Genomic DNA, 18,817 nt, shown 5'->3' with positions numbered 1-18,817 from the left:
AGCGATAACGCTACCCCGCTTTCTGCAAGAATAATTAATGGCTTTCCGGCGTCGCAATCATGCGTTTCAGCCACGGCACCATCAATAGCATCACTACTGCAACGCCCAGCGTAACCAGGCCAATCTTACCAAACACGTTGGTATAGACGGGCAACGTCTCAAGTGGATCGGTAATGTTGTCTGGTACTGCGGTAAATGTTGCCACATAGCCGCCCAGCAAGAACGCGGCAGCCTGCGTCAGGAACCACATCCCGAGAATAAAGCCCATCAAATGCTGCGGCACCAGGGCAGCAATCATCGCCAGGCCAAGGGCGCTAATAAACAGTTCACCTAAGCTCTGGAATAAGTACACCAGCACGATAAACCATGGCGATGTCAGCCCCTGGGCATCCGCAAACCACATTCCAGCCGCTGCAGCCGTCAAAAAGCCCAGTGAGCACATAAACATGCCGAGAGTAAACTTCATCGGCATCGAGAGATCTTTGCCTTTGTTACCCAGATGCGTGTAAATGCCTGCCAGTATTGGGCTGGCGAGTACCACCCAGAACGGGTTAAGCGCCTGGAAGCTGACCGGGTTGATGGAAAAGCCGAGAATTTCATGATGCACGTTGTTGATGGCAAAGAAGTTCAGCGACGTTGGCATCTGGGCGTAGAGAATGTAAAACACCACCGCTTCGAGCATCAGGACAAAGGCGACAAACATTTTATTGCGCCCGGTTTTATCCAGCTTGAATGCCTGACGAAAGAAGATGATGGTGACGACGATGGAGAGAACAATCAGAACCAGATTGGCGACTTCTACGTTGTGCATCAGCCAGGCGCAGACGAAGATCATCACCACGCTGCCAAGTAATACGTACAACAGTTTACTGAAGCTCATCGGCCGGAAGTCGGGTTCAGAACCAATGTCTTTCACCATTCCACGACAGGCGATGTAAACCAGTAATGCGATAATTAACCCTGCACCGCACAGGTTGTAGGTGACTGAATAGCCGAATTTATCAGCGATCACAGGGGCCAGCGATAACGCTATCAACGAGCCGATATTGATCGACATATAGAACAGGGTGAATGCGCCATCAAGCCGCGGATCTTTCGGCGGGTAGCACTTCGAAAGCAAGCTGGCTGGGTTAGCTTTAAACAGGCCGTTACCGACAGCGATAGTCCCCAGGGCGATGAAAATCAGGTCAGGCTTAAGTAGCGACATGCCGGTCATGAAGTAGCCAATCGCCAGCACAAGTGCTCCGAGAACAATGGTGCGTTTGGTTCCCAGCAGGTGGTCGCCAACATAGCCACCAATGGAAATGAGGCCATAGACCAGCGCAGCAAAAGCACCAAAAGTGACAAAAGCCTGCTCTTGCGAGAACCCAAGCTGTTTAACGAAGAAAACCGCCAGTACGCCCTGCACGCCGTAGTAGCCGAATCGCTCCCATAACTCGACAAAAAAGATCATGAAAAATGGGCGAGGTTGCTGCAGCATCCCCATGGGTGTTGTTGTATTCATATTTATTAACCTTCCAATACCATCCTGAAAAGTATTAACGCGTAAGGGATAACGCGCGAAAAAGTTTACATCTGTCAGAGATTCTTAATATTGATGCGGAGAATAGATTAATACACTATTACAACAGAAAATAACCAGCTGATCACACTAATGATAGAAAATATAATGGTGTTAAATGTTGTATTGGCAGGGGTTTTGATTGCGTACGCAGACCGCAGGCCAGATAAGGCGTTTACGCTGCATCAGGTAACAAGGCGCGCCAAAAAGCAAAACGCCCGCATATGCGGGCGTTCAGGAACACGTCGTGGAGGGAAGATTATTCTTCTTCGTCGCGCAGCGGAACAATCAGCATATCAACGTGAACGGTGTTGATCAGCTGACGTGCGGAAGACATCAGTTTGCTCCAGAAGTCCTGGTGGTGACCACAAACCACCAGATCCATATCGTATTTCTTGATTGCATCGACCAGTACCTGGCCCAGATCGCCGCTGCCGCTCAGGGTTTCAGTGATTGGGTAGCCTGCATTGGTTGAAAGCTCGGTCAGTGCATGATGTGTCTCTTCAGAGATGCGTTTCTGCATATCACCCAGATTCACATCGATAAGCCCGGTGTATAGGTCAGAGTAGTTTACATCTACGTGGATCAGAGAAACTTTCGCATTGTAGGGGCGAGCCATAGAGACTGCTTTCTCTACCAGAACTTTGCTTTCCGGGGAGAGGTCGACCGCGATGAGAATGTGTTTATAAGCCATAGTGTTACTCCTTCCATAAAGTTGTCGATGACTGGCCAGCTAGCGTTTCTTGTGCCGTTACGTCACCCGCGTCCTGCGAACTACGTGCGCGGGGCTAACCCAGCCGTAAAGATTCAGTGTTAAGACCATCCTTACCTTATAGCGACCCGGATGATCCGTCAATCCGCCTTGCTTACTCGTTAGATAAACAAATTTTCGACATGAATATATTGATAGTGGTTAACCTTCTGGAAAAAAAACAACCTGATCTCCTACACTATCTATAGAGCCGCTCGGATGTTGGTCACCACAAAAGCGGTTTCTCCAGGACCTGGTGTTAACTGATTGGCAGCGTATCGGGAGCGGTAGCCCCGGGGTGGAACTCCGCGGGCAGGTCGCCGGGGAGGAGGTATGATAAGCACCGTCGCATTATTTTGGGCTTTATGTGTCGTTTGCATTGTTAACATGGCGCGCTATTTCTCATCACTACGCGCGTTGTTAGTGGTACTGCGTAACTGCGATCCATTGCTCTATCAATATGTTGATGGAGGGGGCTTTTTTACCTCACATGGCCAACCCAACAAACAGGTGCGTCTCGTTTGGTATATCTATGCCCAACGTTATCGCGATCATCACGATGATGAGTTTATTCGCCGCTGTGAGCGGGTGCGTCGGCAGTTTATTCTGACCAGCGCATTGTGTGGTCTGGTGGTGGTCAGCCTGATTGCATTGATGATTTGGCATTAAGCACTTCAGCAATAATGACGCATAAAAAAAGCGGGCCAGTAAACTGACCCGCTCGTTTTGGTGCGTACGATTACAGGAACTGCAAGGAGAGCCAGTACAGCCCGCCGGAAAGCAGTACCGCAGCCGGAAGGGTAAATACCCAGGCCATCAGAATACTGGTTACGGTTTTACGCTGTAAGCCGCCGCCATCTACCACCATCGTCCCCGCGACAGAAGAGGAGAGTACGTGAGTAGTGGAAACCGGCATCCCGGTATAACTTGCCAGGCCGATAGACACTGCCGCCGTCATCTGGGCAGACATCCCCTGAGCGTAGGTCATGCCTTTCTTACCGATTTTCTCACCGATAGTCGTTGCCACACGACGCCAGCCAATCATCGTACCGATACCTAACGCCAGCGCGACCGCCATGATGATCCACACCGGCGCATACTCGATGGTGCTAAGCATGTCGGACTTCAGTTTCTTCAACAGGCGCTGATCGTCAGCACTCACGCCAGGCATCTTCACCACTTTATCGATAGTGTCAGAAACGCACAGCATAATGCGGCGCATCTGGCTACGTTGATCAAGCGACAGCTTGTCGTAGCTTTCCACATCGGTAGTCAACATGCCTTTCAGGCGGTTGAGCGCGTTAATGGTATTCGACGGATGGCAATGGAACTCCGCGGGTTGCGTTGCGCCAGCTTCCGGAGCCGGTACTAACTGATCAGCACCGGTCGCTTGTTTCAGCAGCGCAGGATGCTGCTCAAAGTAAGCTTCGACGTTGTTGATGGCATCACGGGTACGGGTGATTTCGTAGCCAGTGGCATTCATGTTCACCACGAAGCCTGCTGGTGCGACACCAATCAATACCAACATAACCAGACCAATGCCTTTCTGACCATCGTTCGCGCCGTGCGAAAACGCCACGCCGATAGCGGAAAGGATCAGCGCAATACGCGTCCAGAACGGCGGCTTTTTCTTGCCGTCTTTCTTTTCACGCTCCGCTGGGGTCAGGTGGATACGGGCGCGTTTCTTGGTGCCGCTCCAGTAGCGACGCAGCAAGAAAATCAGACCGCCAGCAAACACCAGGCCGACAATAGGGGAAACGATCAGAGAACCGAAAATACTTAATACTTTCGGGATATTGAGTGCATCCACCACTGACGTCCCGGTCATCAACGCATTGGTTAAACCAATCCCGATGATCGCGCCAATCAGCGTATGAGAGCTGGATGCAGGTAAACCAAAGTACCAGGTACCCAGGTTCCAGATAATCGCCGCCAGCAACATAGAGAACACCATGGCAAGGCCATGAGACGATCCCATATTAAGCAGCAGATCCGTCGGCAGCATATGCACAATGGCATAGGCAACACTCAGACCACCCAGCAAAACACCCAAAAAGTTGAACACCGCCGCCATAACCACGGCGAGCTGAGAACGCATCGCGCGGGTATAGATAACGGTTGCCACGGCGTTGGCTGTGTCATGGAAACCATTGATGGCTTCGTAGAACAGCACAAAAGCCAGTGCAAGCAATAATAACAGCCCGGTATGCAAATCCAGGCCAGCAAACAAATGTAGCATAGGACGTTACGCCATTTTGAGGACATGAACGCGGCGCATTATCAGTGACTTTCGCGGCGCGGGCAAAGTGAAATATAGACTTTTTTTGATTTGCCTCCTGTATGGATTCCACTCAAAAAATAATTATCTTATATAATTCAGGCAAATACTTCCTTTTAGTAATATTGATGCTGGTGCGACCACTGAGGAATCTTTACAATTCACGCCCGTTTTTTCTTAGAGGAGCGCAACGTGGAAAGGTTTGATGCCATTATTATAGGCGCTGGTGCGGCAGGTATGTTCTGTTCTGCGCTGGCAGGTCAGGCAGGACGCCGGGTTCTGCTGATCGATAATGGTAAAAAACCAGGGCGCAAAATCCTCATGTCTGGCGGTGGGCGCTGCAACTTTACCAACCTTTATGTCGAACCGGGCGCTTATCTGAGCCAGAATCCGCATTTTTGTAAGTCTGCACTCGCGCGTTTTACCCAGTGGGATTTCATTGATCTGGTCAATAAACACGGCATCGCCTGGCACGAGAAAACGTTAGGGCAGCTCTTCTGCGATGACTCCGCGCAGCAGATTGTCGACATGCTGGTGGATGAGTGCGAGAAGGGCAATGTGGCCTTCAGATTGCGTAGCGAAGTGCTGAGCGTGGCGAAGGATGATACAGGCTTCACGCTTGAACTGAACGGCATGACTGTCGGTTGCGAAAAGCTGGTCATTGCGACCGGTGGACTGTCAATGCCGGGGCTGGGCGCATCGCCGTTTGGTTATAAGATTGCCGAACAATTCGGCCTCAACGTGCTGCCGACCCGTGCGGGTCTGGTGCCATTCACTCTGCATAAACCGTTGCTTGAAGAGTTACAGGTGCTGGCGGGCGTGGCGGTGCCTTCCGTGATTACCGCTGAAAACGGTACCGTTTTCCGTGAGAACTTACTCTTCACCCACCGCGGCTTATCTGGACCGGCGGTGTTGCAGATTTCCAGCTACTGGCAACCGGGTGAATTTGTCAGCATCAATCTGCTACCGGATGTGGACCTCGAAACCTTCCTGAATGAGCAGCGTAATGCACATCCGAATCAAAGCCTGAAAAACACGCTGGCGGTTCATCTGCCGAAGCGGTTGGTTGAACGGTTACAACAACTCGGGCAAATCCCGGATCTCTCGCTAAAACAGCTCAACGTGCGTGACCAACAGACACTGATTAGCACATTGACTGACTGGCGCGTACAACCCAACGGCACTGAAGGCTATCGCACTGCCGAAGTGACGCTCGGCGGCGTGGACACCAACGAACTCTCTTCACGGACGATGGAAGCGCGCAAAGTGCCTGGGCTGTACTTCATCGGCGAAGTGATGGACGTCACCGGCTGGCTGGGGGGCTATAACTTCCAGTGGGCGTGGTCGAGTGCATGGGCTTGTGCGCAGGATTTGGTGGCAGAATAAGAAGCAAAATGTGCTCTCGATACCAGAGGGATTAACCTGAATAAAACCAGATAAGGCGTCCAACGCCTTATCTGAAGCCTTTTTTATTATTTTTTCGCTGAACCCGCTTCTAATATAGAAACGATGGAAAACAGTGTAAAACAAACTGCACCTAAGCCAACCAGAACTCGCGAAGGAATAAAGTAAGCCATATCGGTTTGCGCAATTTCAGCCAGGAACGCAGCAAGGAACAGACAAAACAGACAGGTAAATACCGGAATCATGGGTATTCTGTTGGCTAACGAACAGGTGCGTCGCCATACCAGCGCTAACAACCACACTTTGGAGAAAATACTGTAGCAGATCATCCCCAGGCAAATGAGAATAATGCCGGGGGCCAGGCGGGCGCTTGCATCTGAACTGATTAATACGTAGATACCAAAAATAATGGTAAGTGAGCCAAGCAAAATAACCCAATAGCACCACAGCCAATGTTCTTTCACTGAGAACGTATTCCGCGTTTGATGGACAATAGTGGCGACAAGGCCAATAAGACAAGCGCAAATTGCCGTTAACCCCATTAGTACGTGACCTGCAACATAATGTGGTGTGATATCTGCACTACGTAACAGTATGACTGACCAAATGAAACCAAAGAGAGTAAGCAGAACGGGAACGGCAATTAAGCAATTACCGATTGTTGAAGAATAGGCCTGCAATGGCGTACCGTCACTCTTACTGCCCGAGGCGTTTTTGGGGATCAACAGAAAATGTCCGGAAGATGCCGCTACGGTTGATACACAAGCGGCAATCATGCCAACGCCGAAAATAACATGACCGGCGACAAATTCATCTGCCATCACATTATTGCTTGCCAACAGTGACCATCCCCAAATCATAGTTGTAGCAGAACCGGCATAACCAATAACGGGAAATAACCTGTTGTAGAATTTATTCATGCCGTGAGTTAACTGAGATATAATAATAAATGCGGTAGTGAACAATGCCAGACATATCGCAGAAAGAGAAATCAGAACATGCCCTGCAACGAAATATTCACTTTGCCCTGAACCGGTTAATACAAACTCACCTAATGCGATGCATATTATACCCATCAGTAAAGGAATTAATTTAAACAACCATCCGATATATATATTCATTTTAAACCCCATATATATTTTCTGCTACACTTCGAAAAACATATGATTCGTCTTTTCAGTTAGTTAAATATGTCTATAAGATGCCATCAATTAAAAAAAGTAACTTCACTATAATCGGATTTAGCGTTATGGGGATCAACTTTTAGCGGTGAGTTAATGCTATTAAATAAATATTTATCCTAAGATAAACTCTGAATTAATATCTTTATCTTATTTTGTTGTTTTAAATGAGTCTTTTAGGGAATATTTTATTAAACCCACGAGCCTTTATCATCTATCATCTTTTCAGAATAAATTATTTTATATTCGGTATTTATTCGCACATCAGGCGATAATAACGCTATGTGATAGTCATCAGGTTTCCCTGTTACGGAAACCTGTGCAACAGAATCTGTGAACCTGTACAGAATATTTTTGGAAAAAACACCAGCGAACGGAAGAACATCGCGATGTATCACAAGTTGATGGCAATCAAATAGACAACATGAATATAACTGTTAGTATTTAATTGATTTCACTTATGAGTATGCGTGTTTCATTTACGGCCAGGAATGCTGATGATGACAACATTACTACCCGTTTTCACTAAGCCTTCCCCATTGGCGCTCAATGCTCTGTGCGCTGGTCGTATTTGCCATTTCCTTCTTATCCCGGATGGAAGAATCCGCTGAACATCGTTCGGTGGCAGTTGTAACACGCGTCGATTGCTTACAGGGATTATGGCGGATCGATTATGGATAAGAGTAAGCGCCATCTGGCGTGGTGGGGTGTCGGGGCACTGGCGGTGGCTGCCGTCGTGGCGTGGTTGCTGTTGCGCCCGGCGGGTGTGCCGGAAGGCTTTGCTGTCAGCAATGGGCGCATTGAAGCGACGGAAGTGGATATCGCCAGCAAAATTGCCGGGCGTATCGACACCATTCTGGTGAAAGAAGGCCAGTTTGTTCGAGAAGGTGAAGTGCTGGCGAAGATGGATACTCGCGTGTTGCAGGAACAGCGACTGGAAGCCATCGCGCAAATCAAAGAAGCACAAAGTGCCGTTGCCGCCGCGCAGGCTTTGCTGGAGCAACGCCAAAGCGAAACTCGTGCCGCACAGTCGCTGGTTAATCAACGCCAGGCAGAACTGGACTCCGTAGCAAAACGTCATACGCGTTCCCGCTCACTGGCACAACGGGGGGCAATTTCTGCGCAACAGTTGGATGACGACCGCGCCGCCGCTGAGAGCGCCCGAGCTGCGCTGGAATCGGCAAAAGCTCAGGTTTCTGCTTCTAAAGCCGCTATAGAGGCGGCACGCACCAATATCATTCAGGCGCAAACTCGCGTCGAAGCGGCACAAGCCACTGAACGGCGCATTGCCGCAGATATCGATGACAGCGAACTGAAAGCCCCGCGTGACGGACGCGTGCAGTATCGGGTTGCCGAGCCAGGCGAAGTGCTGGCGGCAGGCGGTCGGGTGCTGAATATGGTCGATCTCAGCGACGTCTATATGACCTTCTTTCTGCCAACCGAACAGGCGGGCACGCTGAAACTGGGCGGTGAAGCACGTTTGATTCTTGATGCTGCACCAGATCTGCGTATTCCCGCGACCATCAGTTTTGTCGCCAGCGTCGCCCAGTTCACGCCAAAAACTGTCGAAACCAGCGATGAGCGGCTGAAATTGATGTTCCGTGTCAAAGCGCGTATCCCACCGGAATTACTCCAGCAGCATCTGGAATATGTCAAAACCGGATTGCCGGGCGTAGCGTGGGTGCGGGTGAATGAAGAACTTCCGTGGCCTGACGACCTGGTGGTGAGGTTGCCGCAATGACGCATCTGGAACTGGTTCCCGTCCCGCCTGTCGCGCAACTGGCGGGCGTGAGCCAGCATTATGGAAAAACCGTTGCGCTGAACAATATCACACTCGATATTCCGGCCCGTTGCATGGTCGGGCTGATTGGACCGGATGGTGTCGGTAAATCGAGCTTGTTGTCGTTGATTTCCGGTGCCCGCGTCATTGAGCAGGGCGGCGTGATGGTGCTGGGCGGCGATATGCGCGACCCGAAGCATCGCCGCGACGTCTGCCCGCGCATTGCCTGGATGCCGCAGGGGCTGGGCAAAAATCTCTACCACACCTTGTCGGTGTATGAAAACGTCGATTTTTTCGCCCGCCTGTTCGGTCACGACAAAGCGGAGCGGGAAGTGCGTATTAATGAGCTGCTGACCAGCACCGGATTAGCACCGTTTCGCGATCGTCCGGCAGGGAAACTCTCCGGCGGGATGAAGCAAAAACTTGGGCTGTGCTGTGCGTTAATCCACGACCCGGAATTGTTGATTCTTGATGAACCAACAACGGGGGTTGACCCGCTTTCCCGCGCCCAGTTCTGGGATCTGATCGACAGCATTCGCCAGCGGCAGAGCAATATGAGCGTGCTGGTTGCTACCGCCTATATGGAAGAGGCGGAACGCTTCGACTGGCTGGTAGCGATGAATGCCGGAGAAGTGCTGGCAACCGGTAGCGCCGAAGAACTGCGGCAGCAAACGCAAAGCGCCACGCTGGAAGAAGCATTTATAAATCTGTTACCGCAAGCACAACGGCAGGCGCATCAGGCGGTAGTGATCCCACCGTATCAACCGGAAAACGCAGAGATTGCCATCGAAGCGCGCGATCTGACCATGCGTTTTGGTTCCTTTGTCGCCGTTGATCACGTCAATTTTCGCATTCCACGCGGGGAGATTTTTGGTTTCCTCGGTTCGAACGGCTGCGGTAAATCCACCACCATGAAAATGCTCACCGGACTGCTGCCCGCCAGCGAAGGTGAGGCGTGGCTGTTCGGGCAACCGGTTGATCCAAAAGATATCGATACTCGTCGCCGGGTGGGCTATATGTCGCAGGCGTTTTCGCTCTATAACGAACTCACCGTGCGGCAAAACCTGGAGTTACATGCTCGTCTGTTTCATATCCCGGAAGCGGAAATTCCCGCGCGAGTGGCTGAAATGAGCGAGCGTTTTAAGCTCAACGACGTCGAAGATGTATTGCCGGAGTCATTGCCGCTCGGCATTCGCCAGCGGCTATCGCTGGCGGTGGCGGTGATTCATCGCCCGGAGATGTTAATCCTTGATGAACCGACTTCTGGCGTCGATCCGGTGGCGAGGGATATGTTCTGGCAGTTGATGGTGGATCTCTCGCGCCAGGACAAAGTGACTATCTTCATCTCCACCCACTTTATGAACGAAGCGGAACGTTGTGACCGTATCTCACTGATGCACGCCGGAAAAGTGCTCGCCAGCGGTACACCGCCGGAACTGGTTGAGAAACGCGGAGCCGCCAGTCTGGAAGAGGCATTTATCGCTTATTTGCAGGAAGCGGCAGGGCAGAGCAACGAAGCTGAAGCGCCGCCGGTGGTACACGACACCACCCACGCGCCACGTCAGGGATTCAGCCTGCGCCGTCTGTTTAGCTACAGCCGCCGCGAAGCGCTGGAACTGCGACGCGATCCGGTACGTTCGACGCTGGCGCTGATGGGAACGGTGATCCTGATGCTGATAATGGGTTACGGCATCAGTATGGATGTGGAAAACCTGCGCTTTGCGGTGCTTGACCGCGATCAAACCGTCAGTAGCCAGGCGTGGACGCTCAATCTCTCCGGTTCCCGTTACTTTATCGAACAGCCACCGCTCACCAGTTATGACGAGCTTGATCGTCGGATGCGTGCGGGCGATATTACGGTGGCAATTGAGATCCCTCCCAATTTCGGGCGCGATATCGCGCGTGGTACGCCCGTGGAACTCGGTGTCTGGATCGACGGTGCGATGCCGAGCCGCGCCGAAACGGTAAAAGGCTACGTGCAGGCCATGCACCAGAGCTGGCTACAGGATGTGGCGAGCCGACAGTCCACACCCGCCAGCCAAAGCGGGCTGATGAATATTGAGACGCGCTATCGCTATAACCCGGACGTAAAAAGCCTGCCGGCGATTGTTCCGGCGGTGATCCCGCTTCTGCTGATGATGATCCCGTCAATGCTAAGCGCCCTTAGCGTGGTGCGGGAAAAAGAGCTAGGGTCGATTATCAACCTTTACGTGACTCCCACCACCCGTAGCGAATTTTTACTTGGCAAACAGCTGCCATACATTGCGCTGGGGATGCTGAACTTTTTCCTTCTCTGCGCCCTGTCGGTGTTTGTGTTTGGCGTACCGCATAAAGGCAGTTTCCTGACTCTCACCCTGGCGGCGCTGCTGTATATCATCATCGCCACCGGAATGGGGCTGCTGATCTCCACCTTTATGAAAAGCCAGATTGCCGCCATTTTCGGTACGGCGATTATCACGTTGATCCCGGCGACACAGTTTTCCGGGATGATCGATCCGGTAGCTTCGCTGGAAGGTCCAGGACGTTGGATCGGCGAGGTTTACCCGACCAGTCATTTTCTGACTATCGCCCGCGGGACGTTCTCGAAAGCGCTGGATCTGACTGATTTGTGGCAACTTTTTATCCCGTTGCTGATAGCCATACCGCTGGTGATGGGCTTAAGCATCCTGCTGCTGAAAAAACAGGAGGGATGATGCGCCATTTACGCAATATTTTTAATCTGGGTATCAAAGAGTTGCGCAGTCTGCTCGGTGATAAAGCGATGCTGACGCTGATTGTCTTCTCGTTTACGGTGTCGGTGTATTCGTCAGCGACCGTTACGCCAGGATCGTTGAACCTCGCGCCGATCGCCATTGCCGATATGGATCAATCGCAGTTATCGAACCGGATCGTTAACAGCTTCTATCGCCCGTGGTTTTTGCCACCGGAGATGATCACCGCCGATGAGATGGATGCCGGGCTGGACGCCGGACGTTATACCTTCGCGATAAATATTCCGCCTAATTTTCAGCGTGATGTCCTCGCCGGACGCCAGCCGGATATTCAGGTGAACGTTGATGCCACGCGCATGAGCCAGGCATTTACCGGCAATGGGTATATCCAGAATATTATCAACGGTGAAGTGAACAGCTTTGTCGCGCGCTACCGTGATAACAGCGAACCGTTGGTATCGCTGGAAACACGGATGCGCTTTAACCCGAACCTTGATCCCGCGTGGTTCGGTGGGGTGATGGCGATCATCAACAACATTACCATGCTGGCGATTGTATTGACCGGATCGGCGCTGATCCGCGAGCGTGAACACGGCACGGTGGAACACTTACTGGTGATGCCGATAACGCCGTTTGAGATCATGATGGCAAAGGTCTGGTCGATGGGGCTGGTGGTGCTGGTGGTGTCGGGATTATCGCTGGTGCTGATGGTGAAAGGCGTGCTGGGCGTACCGATAGAAGGCTCGATCCCGCTGTTTATGCTGGGCGTGGCGCTCAGTCTGTTTGCCACCACGTCAATCGGTATTTTTATGGGGACGATAGCGCGTTCAATGCCGCAACTGGGGCTGCTGGTGATTCTGGTGCTGCTGCCGCTGCAAATGCTTTCCGGTGGTTCCACGCCGCGCGAAAGTATGCCGCAGATGGTGCAGGACATTATGCTGACCATGCCGACGACACACTTTGTTAGCCTCGCGCAGGCCATCCTCTACCGTGGTGCCGGATTCGAAATCGTCTGGCCGCAGTTCCTGACACTGATGGCAATTGGCGGCGCGTTTTTCACCATCGCACTGCTGCGATTCAGGAAGACGATTGGGACAATGGCGTGATTACGGGGTTAATCTTCCTTCGGCAGGCACTGCAAATGCCCGTGCCGCACGCCGCGCTGGGCGATGACGTCATCGGCAAAATGCTGCACGTCGCCCATGTCACCTTTCAACACGGCGATTTCCAGACAGTCGTCGTGATTAATGTGCACATGCAGAGTAGCAACCGAGAGATCGTGGTGATGATGCTGGGTGGAGACAATACGGCTGGCTAAGTCGCGTTTTTCGTGTTCATACACATACGACAGCACCGCGAAACCTTGTGTGCCGTGTTGTTGAGTGGCTTCCTGCGCCAGGGCGCTACGCAGAATATCGCGGATCGCCTCGGAACGGTTGTTATAACCACGACGCTGGCTCAGGCTGTCCAGCGTCTCCAGTAAATCGTCATCAAGCGTGATGGTGACTCGTTGCATTTGCGTTAAACCTTTTCTGTGGTGCGACGGCGCACGGGGAATGCGGGTAATACCGCGTTTTGTAGCACACGTCCGGCGTCAGAGGAAAAGGTTAATTTATCTCCCACCACCTGGGTTTCGACGATTTGTCCGTTGTCCATCACCATCACCCGCTGACAGAAGCGTTCCACCAGGCGTAAGTCGTGGGTGATGAACAGGCAGGCGGTGCCAAACTGTTGTTGCAGCTTTTTCAGCAGGCGAATGACGCCCGCCTGTAACACGAGATCAAGGTTCGAAACCGCTTCATCCAGAATCAGCAGTTTCGGTTCGACCGCCAGCGCGCGAGCCAGGCAGACGCGCTGGAGCTGGCCGCCGCTTAACTGCGGTGGGCGTTTGTCGAGCACGCTGTCGTCGAGATCGACCGCCTTCAGCATTTCACTGGCGCGCGCCAGTTGTTCGGCTTTTTTCAGCGATAGCAGGTGGCGCATCGGTTCACGCAGGATCTCGCGCACGGTTTTGCGCGGATTCACGGCGCTGATGGAGTCCTGAAACACCATTTGAATATCACGGCGGAACGCTTTACGTTGCGCGCGATTGAGCTTCGCCAACGGTTCGCCGCGCCAGCTAATATTTCCCTGTGAGGGCGACTCTAACCCTACCAGCAGCCGCGCGAGGGTACTTTTTCCGCAGCCGCTGCGCCCCAGCAGGGCGACGGTTTCACCGCTTTTCAGGGCCAGGGAAACGTTATTCAGCACCGCCTGGTGTTGATGTTTGCCGCTAAATCCACCGTGCGCGTAGTGATGGGAAAGGTCGGAGACGTTAAGTAAAGTCATGATGCCAGCTCCATACCGTAGAGGGCGAGATGAGCGGAAACCAGGCTGCGCGTTACCGCATGTTTGGGGGCGTTAAACAGCGTTTCTACATCGCCCTGTTCAACAATCTTACCGTGAGACATTACCGCCACATCGTCTGCCAGACGCGCTACCACGCCCATATCATGGGTAACCAGCAGCATTCCCGGTGCTTGTTTTTGCATAATGCTTTCCAGCAGATCGAGGATGCGCGCCTGTGCTACCACGTCGAGATCGGTGGTCGGTTCATCGGCGATGATAAACGGTGATTCGCACAGCACCGCCATCGCAATCATCATGCGCTGCAACATGCCGCCGCTCATCTCGAACGGGTAGAGCTTCAGCACGCGCGCGGCGTTTTCCAGCCCCACCGCTTCTATGGCAGCGGTAAGCGTAGCGTCATCGGCGGGTTTCCCCAGCGCCAGGCAGGTTTCACGCGCGTGGGTGTGCATGGTGTGCAGCGGATTAAAGGCACTGCGCGGGTTCTGCATGATGGTGGCAATTTTGATTCCGCGCAGGGCGCAGGGAGAAACCGGTTTTCCATCGGCCAAAATTTCCCCCGCCGTCTGGCGAACGCCAGCAGGCAGAATGCCCAGCGTCGCGGCGCAGGTCAGCGACTTCCCGCTGCCACTACCGCCGACTAACGCCAGCACACGCCCACGTTGCAGGGTTAACGATACGCCGTGCACCAGCGGCTGCGCGGCCTGTAGCGCGATATTACGGAGTTCAATCTGTTGTGGCATTAGTGTGCGTGCTCCGTCACCAGATGAGGGTCCAGATGATCGCGCAGTGCGTCACCCACCAGGTTAAAGGCCATCACGCTGATAAACAGCGCCAGCCCCGGCCAGAACATTTGCACCGGCTGGGTCCAGATATACTGACGCGCGTCGTTAATCATCACGCCCCATTCGGCGGTCGGCGCGGTCACGCCGAGACCGAGGAAGGACATCCCCGCGACGTGTAGCATCATATGACCGATATCCAGCGTCGCCAGCACCAGCAGCGAGGGGATCACCGCACCTGCCAGATGATCAATAAACACCCGCACATGGCCCGCGCCAGAAAGCCGTGATGCCAGCACAAACTCGCGCTGGCGCAGTGAAATCACCAGGCTACGCACCATGCGTGCATACCACGCCCAGTGCGACAGGGCGATGGCTATAATCACATTGGTCAACCCGGTGCCGAGCACGCCGACCATAAAGAACGACAGAATCGAGGTTGGGAAGGTCATAAACATATCAGCGACGCGCATGGTGGCCTGATCAACGCGCCCGCCAATCAGCCCGGCGCTGCCGCCAATAATCAGCCCTAATGTCAGCACCAACAGCAGGCAGGCCATTACCGAGCCGAGCGACACGCGGGTCGCTGCCATCAGCCGCGAGAAAATATCGCGCCCTAAATGATCGGTGCCCAGCCAGTGCTGCGCATCCGGCGAGAGCAGGCGCGACGGCAAATCAATAGCCTGAGGGTCATACGGCAGCCACCACTGGCTGGTGAGCGCAATCAGCGCCAGCAGGGCGATAATGATCAGCGCCAGGCGAACCGACCAGCGGGAGGAGAGGAAAAAGTTCACGCGTGCGCTCCTTCATGACGACGAATACGCGGGTCCAGCGCGGCGTTGAGCAAATCGACAATCAAATTACAGACCACAAAAACCACCACCATCATCAGCGTAAAGCATTGGATCACCGGATAGTCACGGTTAAAAATCGCCGACACCGCATAGCGCCCGACGCCCGGCCAGGCAAAGATGTTTTCGATAATCATCGTCCCGCCAATCAGTTCGCCAATGTGCATCCCCACGGCAGTGATCATCGGCAGCGAGGCATTGCGCAGAATATGGCGGCGTTCGGTCTGTTTGTCGCTCAGACCACGCAGTCGTGCCCAGGTGACGTGACGCTGACCGGCGACGTCCAGCATACTGGCGCGCAGCAAACGCGCGTTAATCGCCAGCGACATAAAGGCGATGGATACCGCAGGCAAAATGATGTGCTGCCAGCCGCCGTAACCCATCGCGGGTAGCCATTGCAGATACACCGAAAACGCCATCACCAGTAAAAACGCCAGCCAGAAGTTAGGCATCGACACGCCGAGAAACGCGATGAAACGGACGGCGAAATCCGGCAGACGATCGCGATGGCGCGCCGCCCAGATACCGAGCGGTACGGAGGTGAGCAGAATTAATACCAGCGCCGCACCTGCAAGTTCCAGCGTGGCGGGCAGGAAATTCAGCATATCGTCCAGCACCGGGCGTTGGCTGGCGAATGAGATACCAAAGTCAAGATGCAGCGCCTTCCACAACCAGGTGCCATACTGGACGTACAGCGGCTGATCCAGCCCCAGCATAGTTCGAGTAGAGGCCAGCATCTCCGGCGTCGGCGGCAGGTTAGACAGACGGAGATAATCGAGCGCCGGGTCACCGGTGCCGAGGCGCAGCATCAAAAAAATGATCACCGAGGCGGCGAGCACCATCGGGATCAGCAGCAGAAAGCGGCGTAATACATAACGCAACATTAAGGTTTCACCGGTTTAATCTGTTCGAACGGGATTTCGGTGGCGATCGGCGCGTAGGGGATGTTACCCAGTTCCGGTTTTGAAACCACCATCATTGAGATGTAACTGATAGGCAGATAAACCGCCTCGTCATGCAGACGGGTCAGAATGTCGCGATACAGCGCCTGACGTTGCGTTTCGTCATGGGTCGCCAGCACTTCGCCGATCTCTTTATCAATCAGCGGCTTGTCGGCTAAACCTTGCTGTGCCTGGAAGTCAGCGTGCGACGGTACGCGCATTGAACTCAGGAAGGCGTGTGGATCGTATGGCGCGCCCCAGGTGCGGTGGAAAATCATGCCAAAACGACCGTCGCGCTGACGAGCATAGATACTGCTCTCTTCTTCGCCAATCAGCGAGACATCTGCGCCAATCTGGCGCATATCAGCCTGAATGATTTCCGCCATCGATTTGCTTAACGCATCGGTGCCGATGAACGACAGTTCAATGCGCAGCGGCTGACCATTTTTCTCGCGGATGTCTTTGCCTGCAGGCAGCGTCCAACCGGCTTTTTCCAGCAACGCTTTCGCTTTCTGCGGATCGTACTGGCGCGGTTTCAGGCCGAGGTTGGCGTAGGGCACAGAAGGGGCAAACAGGGTGTCGGCGACCTGCTGGGTACCATACAACGCGTTATCAATCAGCGATTTTTTGTTCACCGCGTAATTAAGAGCTTCACGTACTGCCAGCTCGTTGGTGGGGGCTTTGGCGGTATTGAGCGCCAGCATCACGGTTTCGATCGGCTGTGACAGTTGAGTGTGGTAAGCCGGGTTCTGGCTAAAGCGGGCGAAGGTATCGAGCGGTAATAACCCTTCGTTTCCGTACAGCAGGTCGATATCGCCAGTTTCAAACGCCACCGCGCGGGTAGTCGGGTCCGGGATCACGTTAAAGGTGATCTTTTTAATCGCCGGCTTTTCGCCCCAGTAGTTTTCGTTACGGACGAAGACATCGTACTGATTCAGTTTCGATTCCTGTAAAACCCACGGCCCGGTGCCAATCGGCGCTTTAATTCCGTTCATGGTTTCGTGGTTTTTAAACTGCGAGGGTGCGATAAAACGGAAAGGACGGGGCAGGGCCAGTTCTTGCAGGAAAGGATAGTAGGCGCTTTTCAGGGTGATTTGCAGCTCGTTTTTGCTGAGTGCTTTGACATCAACAATCTGGTTTGCCAGCTCCAGCCAGGCGTGACGTTGACGGTTATCGAGCACTGCACGGAAGTTTTCTGCCGCCGCCTCTGCATCAAACGGTTCGCCGTTGGAGAACTTCACGTCATCACGCAGGGTGAAGGTCCAGGTTTTACCATCTTCTGAATGAGTCCAGCTTTTTGCCAGCCACGGGATCACCGAACCGTCTGCCTGATATTTCACCAGCGGTTCATAAACCATGCTCTGGGCGAACATTTGGTTAGGCGTGTAAAGGTGCGGGTTTAGTGGCCCGACATTCACCGGCCAGGCGGTGGTGATTTCATCTGGTGCAGCGGCATGGACGATAAAAGACGCACAAGCCAGCAGCGCAAATAGAGTGCGGCGGAGTGTAGAGAACATGGTAACCCCAATGGATTAAAATAGATGGCGGAAATAAGTATGACGATTTTAAGTATTCGTCATACTGATTACCTGTTCTGGATCAATAGATGGGCAGTCGGGTGGGCGGATCAGTTAACTGAATCGATCCATTGCACACTGTCGGCGGTGAGCGTAAAGGGGGTAGGGGTGCAGATCGCCAGGCTTAAATTTTCTAGCTGACAATGGCTGACTGACAGCGAGGACTGATAGGTGCTGTCTACGCTGACGATTTGCCAGGCGCTTCCGCCACGCTGTTTAACGATGGCTTCTTTGCGCGTCCAGATGCGCCAGAACATTTCCAGTTGCTGATCAGGATGCACGGCGTCCATCTCGGCATGTTCCCCGAGGCTGAATACGGCGTTCGCCAGCCAGCGCCAGTTGGCGCGCGGGCGAATCACTTCGATATCGCAGCCGACTTCGCCTTCATCGCTCAACAGCAGGGCGATATCGTCACCGCTATGGCTTAAGTTGAACCATAGCGGCGTTTCCGGCGCGAATGCAGGTTTGCCTTGTTCGCCATAGATGATCTCCGGTAGCGGGGAAAGCGTGTGCGAAAGCAATGCACGTCCCGCCAGCCAGCGTTCGCGTCGTGGACCTTGCGGTGCTTGCTCGCGTAAACCCGGTGGCAGAGGAGCTGCGCTTAAGGTCGAAACTTTCCCCAGAACTATCCGATACATATCAGGGCCAACGTTT

Annotated in this window: 17 protein-coding genes and 1 pseudogene; 7 read left to right on the top strand and 11 right to left on the bottom strand. The window is 53.4% G+C overall.

Annotated elements, in window-relative coordinates; translation table 11 throughout:
- Nucleotides 1-34 precede the first annotated feature (34 nt).
- Entirely contained in the window at nucleotides 35-1,504 is a 1,470-nt protein-coding gene (gene dtpB / locus C4F37_RS13190) for a dipeptide/tripeptide permease DtpB (RefSeq protein WP_001098636.1), read from the bottom strand.
- Nucleotides 1,505-1,679: 175 nt separating this feature from the next.
- On the opposite strand from dtpB, the pseudogene C4F37_RS27835 reads away from it, so the two are divergent.
- Nucleotides 1,680-1,744: pseudogene (locus C4F37_RS27835) on the top strand (hypothetical protein); the annotation flags it as partial.
- 76 nt (nucleotides 1,745-1,820) lie between these two features.
- On the opposite strand, the gene uspA reads toward C4F37_RS27835, so the two are convergent.
- A complete protein-coding gene (gene uspA / locus C4F37_RS13175; protein WP_000323571.1) occupies nucleotides 1,821-2,255 on the bottom strand; it encodes a universal stress protein UspA in 435 nt (144 codons plus the stop codon).
- A gap of 390 nt (nucleotides 2,256-2,645) precedes the next feature.
- Here uspA and uspB point away from each other — a divergent pair, with 390 nt between their 5' ends.
- Nucleotides 2,646-2,981: a universal stress protein UspB gene (gene uspB / locus C4F37_RS13170; RefSeq protein WP_000626187.1), complete on the top strand. Its 336-nt coding sequence runs from the start codon at nucleotides 2,646-2,648 to the stop codon at nucleotides 2,979-2,981.
- 70 nt (nucleotides 2,982-3,051) lie between these two features.
- On the opposite strand, the gene pitA is transcribed toward uspB, so the two are convergent.
- The gene (gene pitA, locus C4F37_RS13165; protein WP_000902780.1) at nucleotides 3,052-4,551 is read right to left on the bottom strand and encodes an inorganic phosphate transporter PitA; all 1,500 of its coding nucleotides are present in this window, start codon (nucleotides 4,549-4,551) and stop codon (nucleotides 3,052-3,054) included.
- Between the two features lie 231 nt (nucleotides 4,552-4,782).
- On the opposite strand from pitA, the gene C4F37_RS13160 reads away from it, so the two are divergent.
- Nucleotides 4,783-5,976 carry an NAD(P)/FAD-dependent oxidoreductase gene (locus tag C4F37_RS13160; protein ID WP_000439157.1) on the top strand — a complete coding sequence of 398 codons (1,194 nt, stop codon included), beginning with the start codon at nucleotides 4,783-4,785 and terminating at the stop codon, nucleotides 5,974-5,976.
- Between the two features lie 86 nt (nucleotides 5,977-6,062).
- Here C4F37_RS13160 and C4F37_RS13155 read toward each other — a convergent pair whose 3' ends face one another.
- Nucleotides 6,063-7,115 carry a DUF2776 family protein gene (locus C4F37_RS13155; protein WP_001318089.1) on the bottom strand — a complete coding sequence of 351 codons (1,053 nt, stop codon included), beginning with the start codon at nucleotides 7,113-7,115 and terminating at the stop codon, nucleotides 6,063-6,065.
- 557 nt (nucleotides 7,116-7,672) lie between these two features.
- Between C4F37_RS13155 and yhiY the strand changes: the two genes are divergently transcribed.
- The 4 genes from yhiY to C4F37_RS13135 all read left to right on the top strand — a co-directional run bounded on the left by yhiY (nucleotide 7,673) and on the right by C4F37_RS13135 (nucleotide 12,772).
- Entirely contained in the window at nucleotides 7,673-7,786 is a 114-nt protein-coding gene (yhiY, locus tag C4F37_RS27830; protein ID WP_001304942.1) for a protein YhiY, read from the top strand.
- Between the two features lie 62 nt (nucleotides 7,787-7,848).
- Nucleotides 7,849-8,916, top strand: coding sequence for an HlyD family secretion protein (locus C4F37_RS13145; RefSeq protein WP_000361454.1), 1,068 nt, complete (start codon nucleotides 7,849-7,851; stop codon nucleotides 8,914-8,916).
- Nucleotides 8,913-11,648 (top strand): ribosome-associated ATPase/putative transporter RbbA, encoded by a 2,736-nt coding sequence (gene rbbA, locus C4F37_RS13140; protein WP_000149094.1) that lies wholly within the window; start codon nucleotides 8,913-8,915, stop codon nucleotides 11,646-11,648. The genes C4F37_RS13145 and rbbA overlap by 4 nt, the downstream gene beginning before the upstream one ends.
- A complete protein-coding gene (locus C4F37_RS13135) occupies nucleotides 11,648-12,772 on the top strand; it encodes an ABC transporter permease (protein WP_001314210.1) in 1,125 nt (374 codons plus the stop codon). Before rbbA ends, C4F37_RS13135 begins: the two co-directional genes overlap by 1 nt.
- 8 nt (nucleotides 12,773-12,780) lie before the next feature.
- On the opposite strand, the gene nikR is transcribed toward C4F37_RS13135, so the two are convergent.
- From nikR to acpT, 7 genes are all read right to left on the bottom strand, one after another.
- Nucleotides 12,781-13,182, bottom strand: coding sequence for a nickel-responsive transcriptional regulator NikR (gene nikR, locus C4F37_RS13130; protein WP_001190062.1), 402 nt, complete (start codon nucleotides 13,180-13,182; stop codon nucleotides 12,781-12,783).
- A gap of 5 nt (nucleotides 13,183-13,187) precedes the next feature.
- A complete protein-coding gene (nikE, locus tag C4F37_RS13125; protein WP_000173679.1) occupies nucleotides 13,188-13,994 on the bottom strand; it encodes a nickel import ATP-binding protein NikE in 807 nt (268 codons plus the stop codon).
- Complete coding sequence (gene nikD, locus C4F37_RS13120) at nucleotides 13,991-14,755, bottom strand: nickel import ATP-binding protein NikD (RefSeq protein ID WP_001136232.1); 765 nt, start codon at nucleotides 14,753-14,755, stop codon at nucleotides 13,991-13,993. Before nikD ends, nikE begins: the two co-directional genes overlap by 4 nt.
- Nucleotides 14,755-15,588: a nickel ABC transporter permease subunit NikC gene (gene nikC / locus C4F37_RS13115; RefSeq protein WP_001008955.1), complete on the bottom strand. Its 834-nt coding sequence runs from the start codon at nucleotides 15,586-15,588 to the stop codon at nucleotides 14,755-14,757. The genes nikD and nikC overlap by 1 nt, the downstream gene beginning before the upstream one ends.
- Complete coding sequence (nikB, locus tag C4F37_RS13110) at nucleotides 15,585-16,529, bottom strand: nickel ABC transporter permease subunit NikB (RefSeq protein WP_000947070.1); 945 nt, start codon at nucleotides 16,527-16,529, stop codon at nucleotides 15,585-15,587. The genes nikC and nikB overlap by 4 nt, the downstream gene beginning before the upstream one ends.
- Nucleotides 16,529-18,103, bottom strand: coding sequence for a nickel ABC transporter substrate-binding protein (gene nikA, locus C4F37_RS13105; RefSeq protein ID WP_000493122.1), 1,575 nt, complete (start codon nucleotides 18,101-18,103; stop codon nucleotides 16,529-16,531). The genes nikB and nikA overlap by 1 nt, the downstream gene beginning before the upstream one ends.
- A gap of 110 nt (nucleotides 18,104-18,213) precedes the next feature.
- The gene (gene acpT, locus C4F37_RS13100) at nucleotides 18,214-18,801 is read right to left on the bottom strand and encodes a 4'-phosphopantetheinyl transferase AcpT (RefSeq protein WP_000285790.1); all 588 of its coding nucleotides are present in this window, start codon (nucleotides 18,799-18,801) and stop codon (nucleotides 18,214-18,216) included.
- Between the last annotated feature and the right edge of the window lie 16 nt (nucleotides 18,802-18,817).

Origin of the sequence: Escherichia sp. R1 (assembly GCF_003000935.1) — a bacterium.
Classification (GTDB): domain Bacteria; phylum Pseudomonadota; class Gammaproteobacteria; order Enterobacterales; family Enterobacteriaceae; genus Escherichia; species Escherichia coli.
This window is presented reverse-complemented; position numbering and strand designations above follow the sequence as displayed.

Excerpts from the sequence above, each read along its gene's own strand:
- dtpB (WP_001098636.1), bottom strand. The coding sequence starts at position 1,504 with ATGAATACAACAACACCCATGGGGATGCTGCAGCAACCTCGCCCATTT.
- uspA (WP_000323571.1), bottom strand. The coding sequence starts at position 2,255 with ATGGCTTATAAACACATTCTCATCGCGGTCGACCTCTCCCCGGAAAGC.
- uspB (WP_000626187.1), top strand. The coding sequence starts at position 2,646 with ATGATAAGCACCGTCGCATTATTTTGGGCTTTATGTGTCGTTTGCATT.
- pitA (WP_000902780.1), bottom strand. The coding sequence starts at position 4,551 with ATGCTACATTTGTTTGCTGGCCTGGATTTGCATACCGGGCTGTTATTA.
- C4F37_RS13155 (WP_001318089.1), bottom strand. The coding sequence starts at position 7,115 with ATGAATATATATATCGGATGGTTGTTTAAATTAATTCCTTTACTGATG.
- yhiY (WP_001304942.1), top strand. The coding sequence starts at position 7,673 with ATGATGACAACATTACTACCCGTTTTCACTAAGCCTTCCCCATTGGCG.
- C4F37_RS13145 (WP_000361454.1), top strand. The coding sequence starts at position 7,849 with ATGGATAAGAGTAAGCGCCATCTGGCGTGGTGGGGTGTCGGGGCACTG.
- rbbA (WP_000149094.1), top strand. The coding sequence starts at position 8,913 with ATGACGCATCTGGAACTGGTTCCCGTCCCGCCTGTCGCGCAACTGGCG.
- C4F37_RS13135 (WP_001314210.1), top strand. The coding sequence starts at position 11,648 with ATGCGCCATTTACGCAATATTTTTAATCTGGGTATCAAAGAGTTGCGC.
- nikR (WP_001190062.1), bottom strand. The coding sequence starts at position 13,182 with ATGCAACGAGTCACCATCACGCTTGATGACGATTTACTGGAGACGCTG.
- nikE (WP_000173679.1), bottom strand. The coding sequence starts at position 13,994 with ATGACTTTACTTAACGTCTCCGACCTTTCCCATCACTACGCGCACGGT.
- nikD (WP_001136232.1), bottom strand. The coding sequence starts at position 14,755 with ATGCCACAACAGATTGAACTCCGTAATATCGCGCTACAGGCCGCGCAG.
- nikB (WP_000947070.1), bottom strand. The coding sequence starts at position 16,529 with ATGTTGCGTTATGTATTACGCCGCTTTCTGCTGCTGATCCCGATGGTG.
- nikA (WP_000493122.1), bottom strand. The coding sequence starts at position 18,103 with ATGTTCTCTACACTCCGCCGCACTCTATTTGCGCTGCTGGCTTGTGCG.
- acpT (WP_000285790.1), bottom strand. The coding sequence starts at position 18,801 with ATGTATCGGATAGTTCTGGGGAAAGTTTCGACCTTAAGCGCAGCTCCT.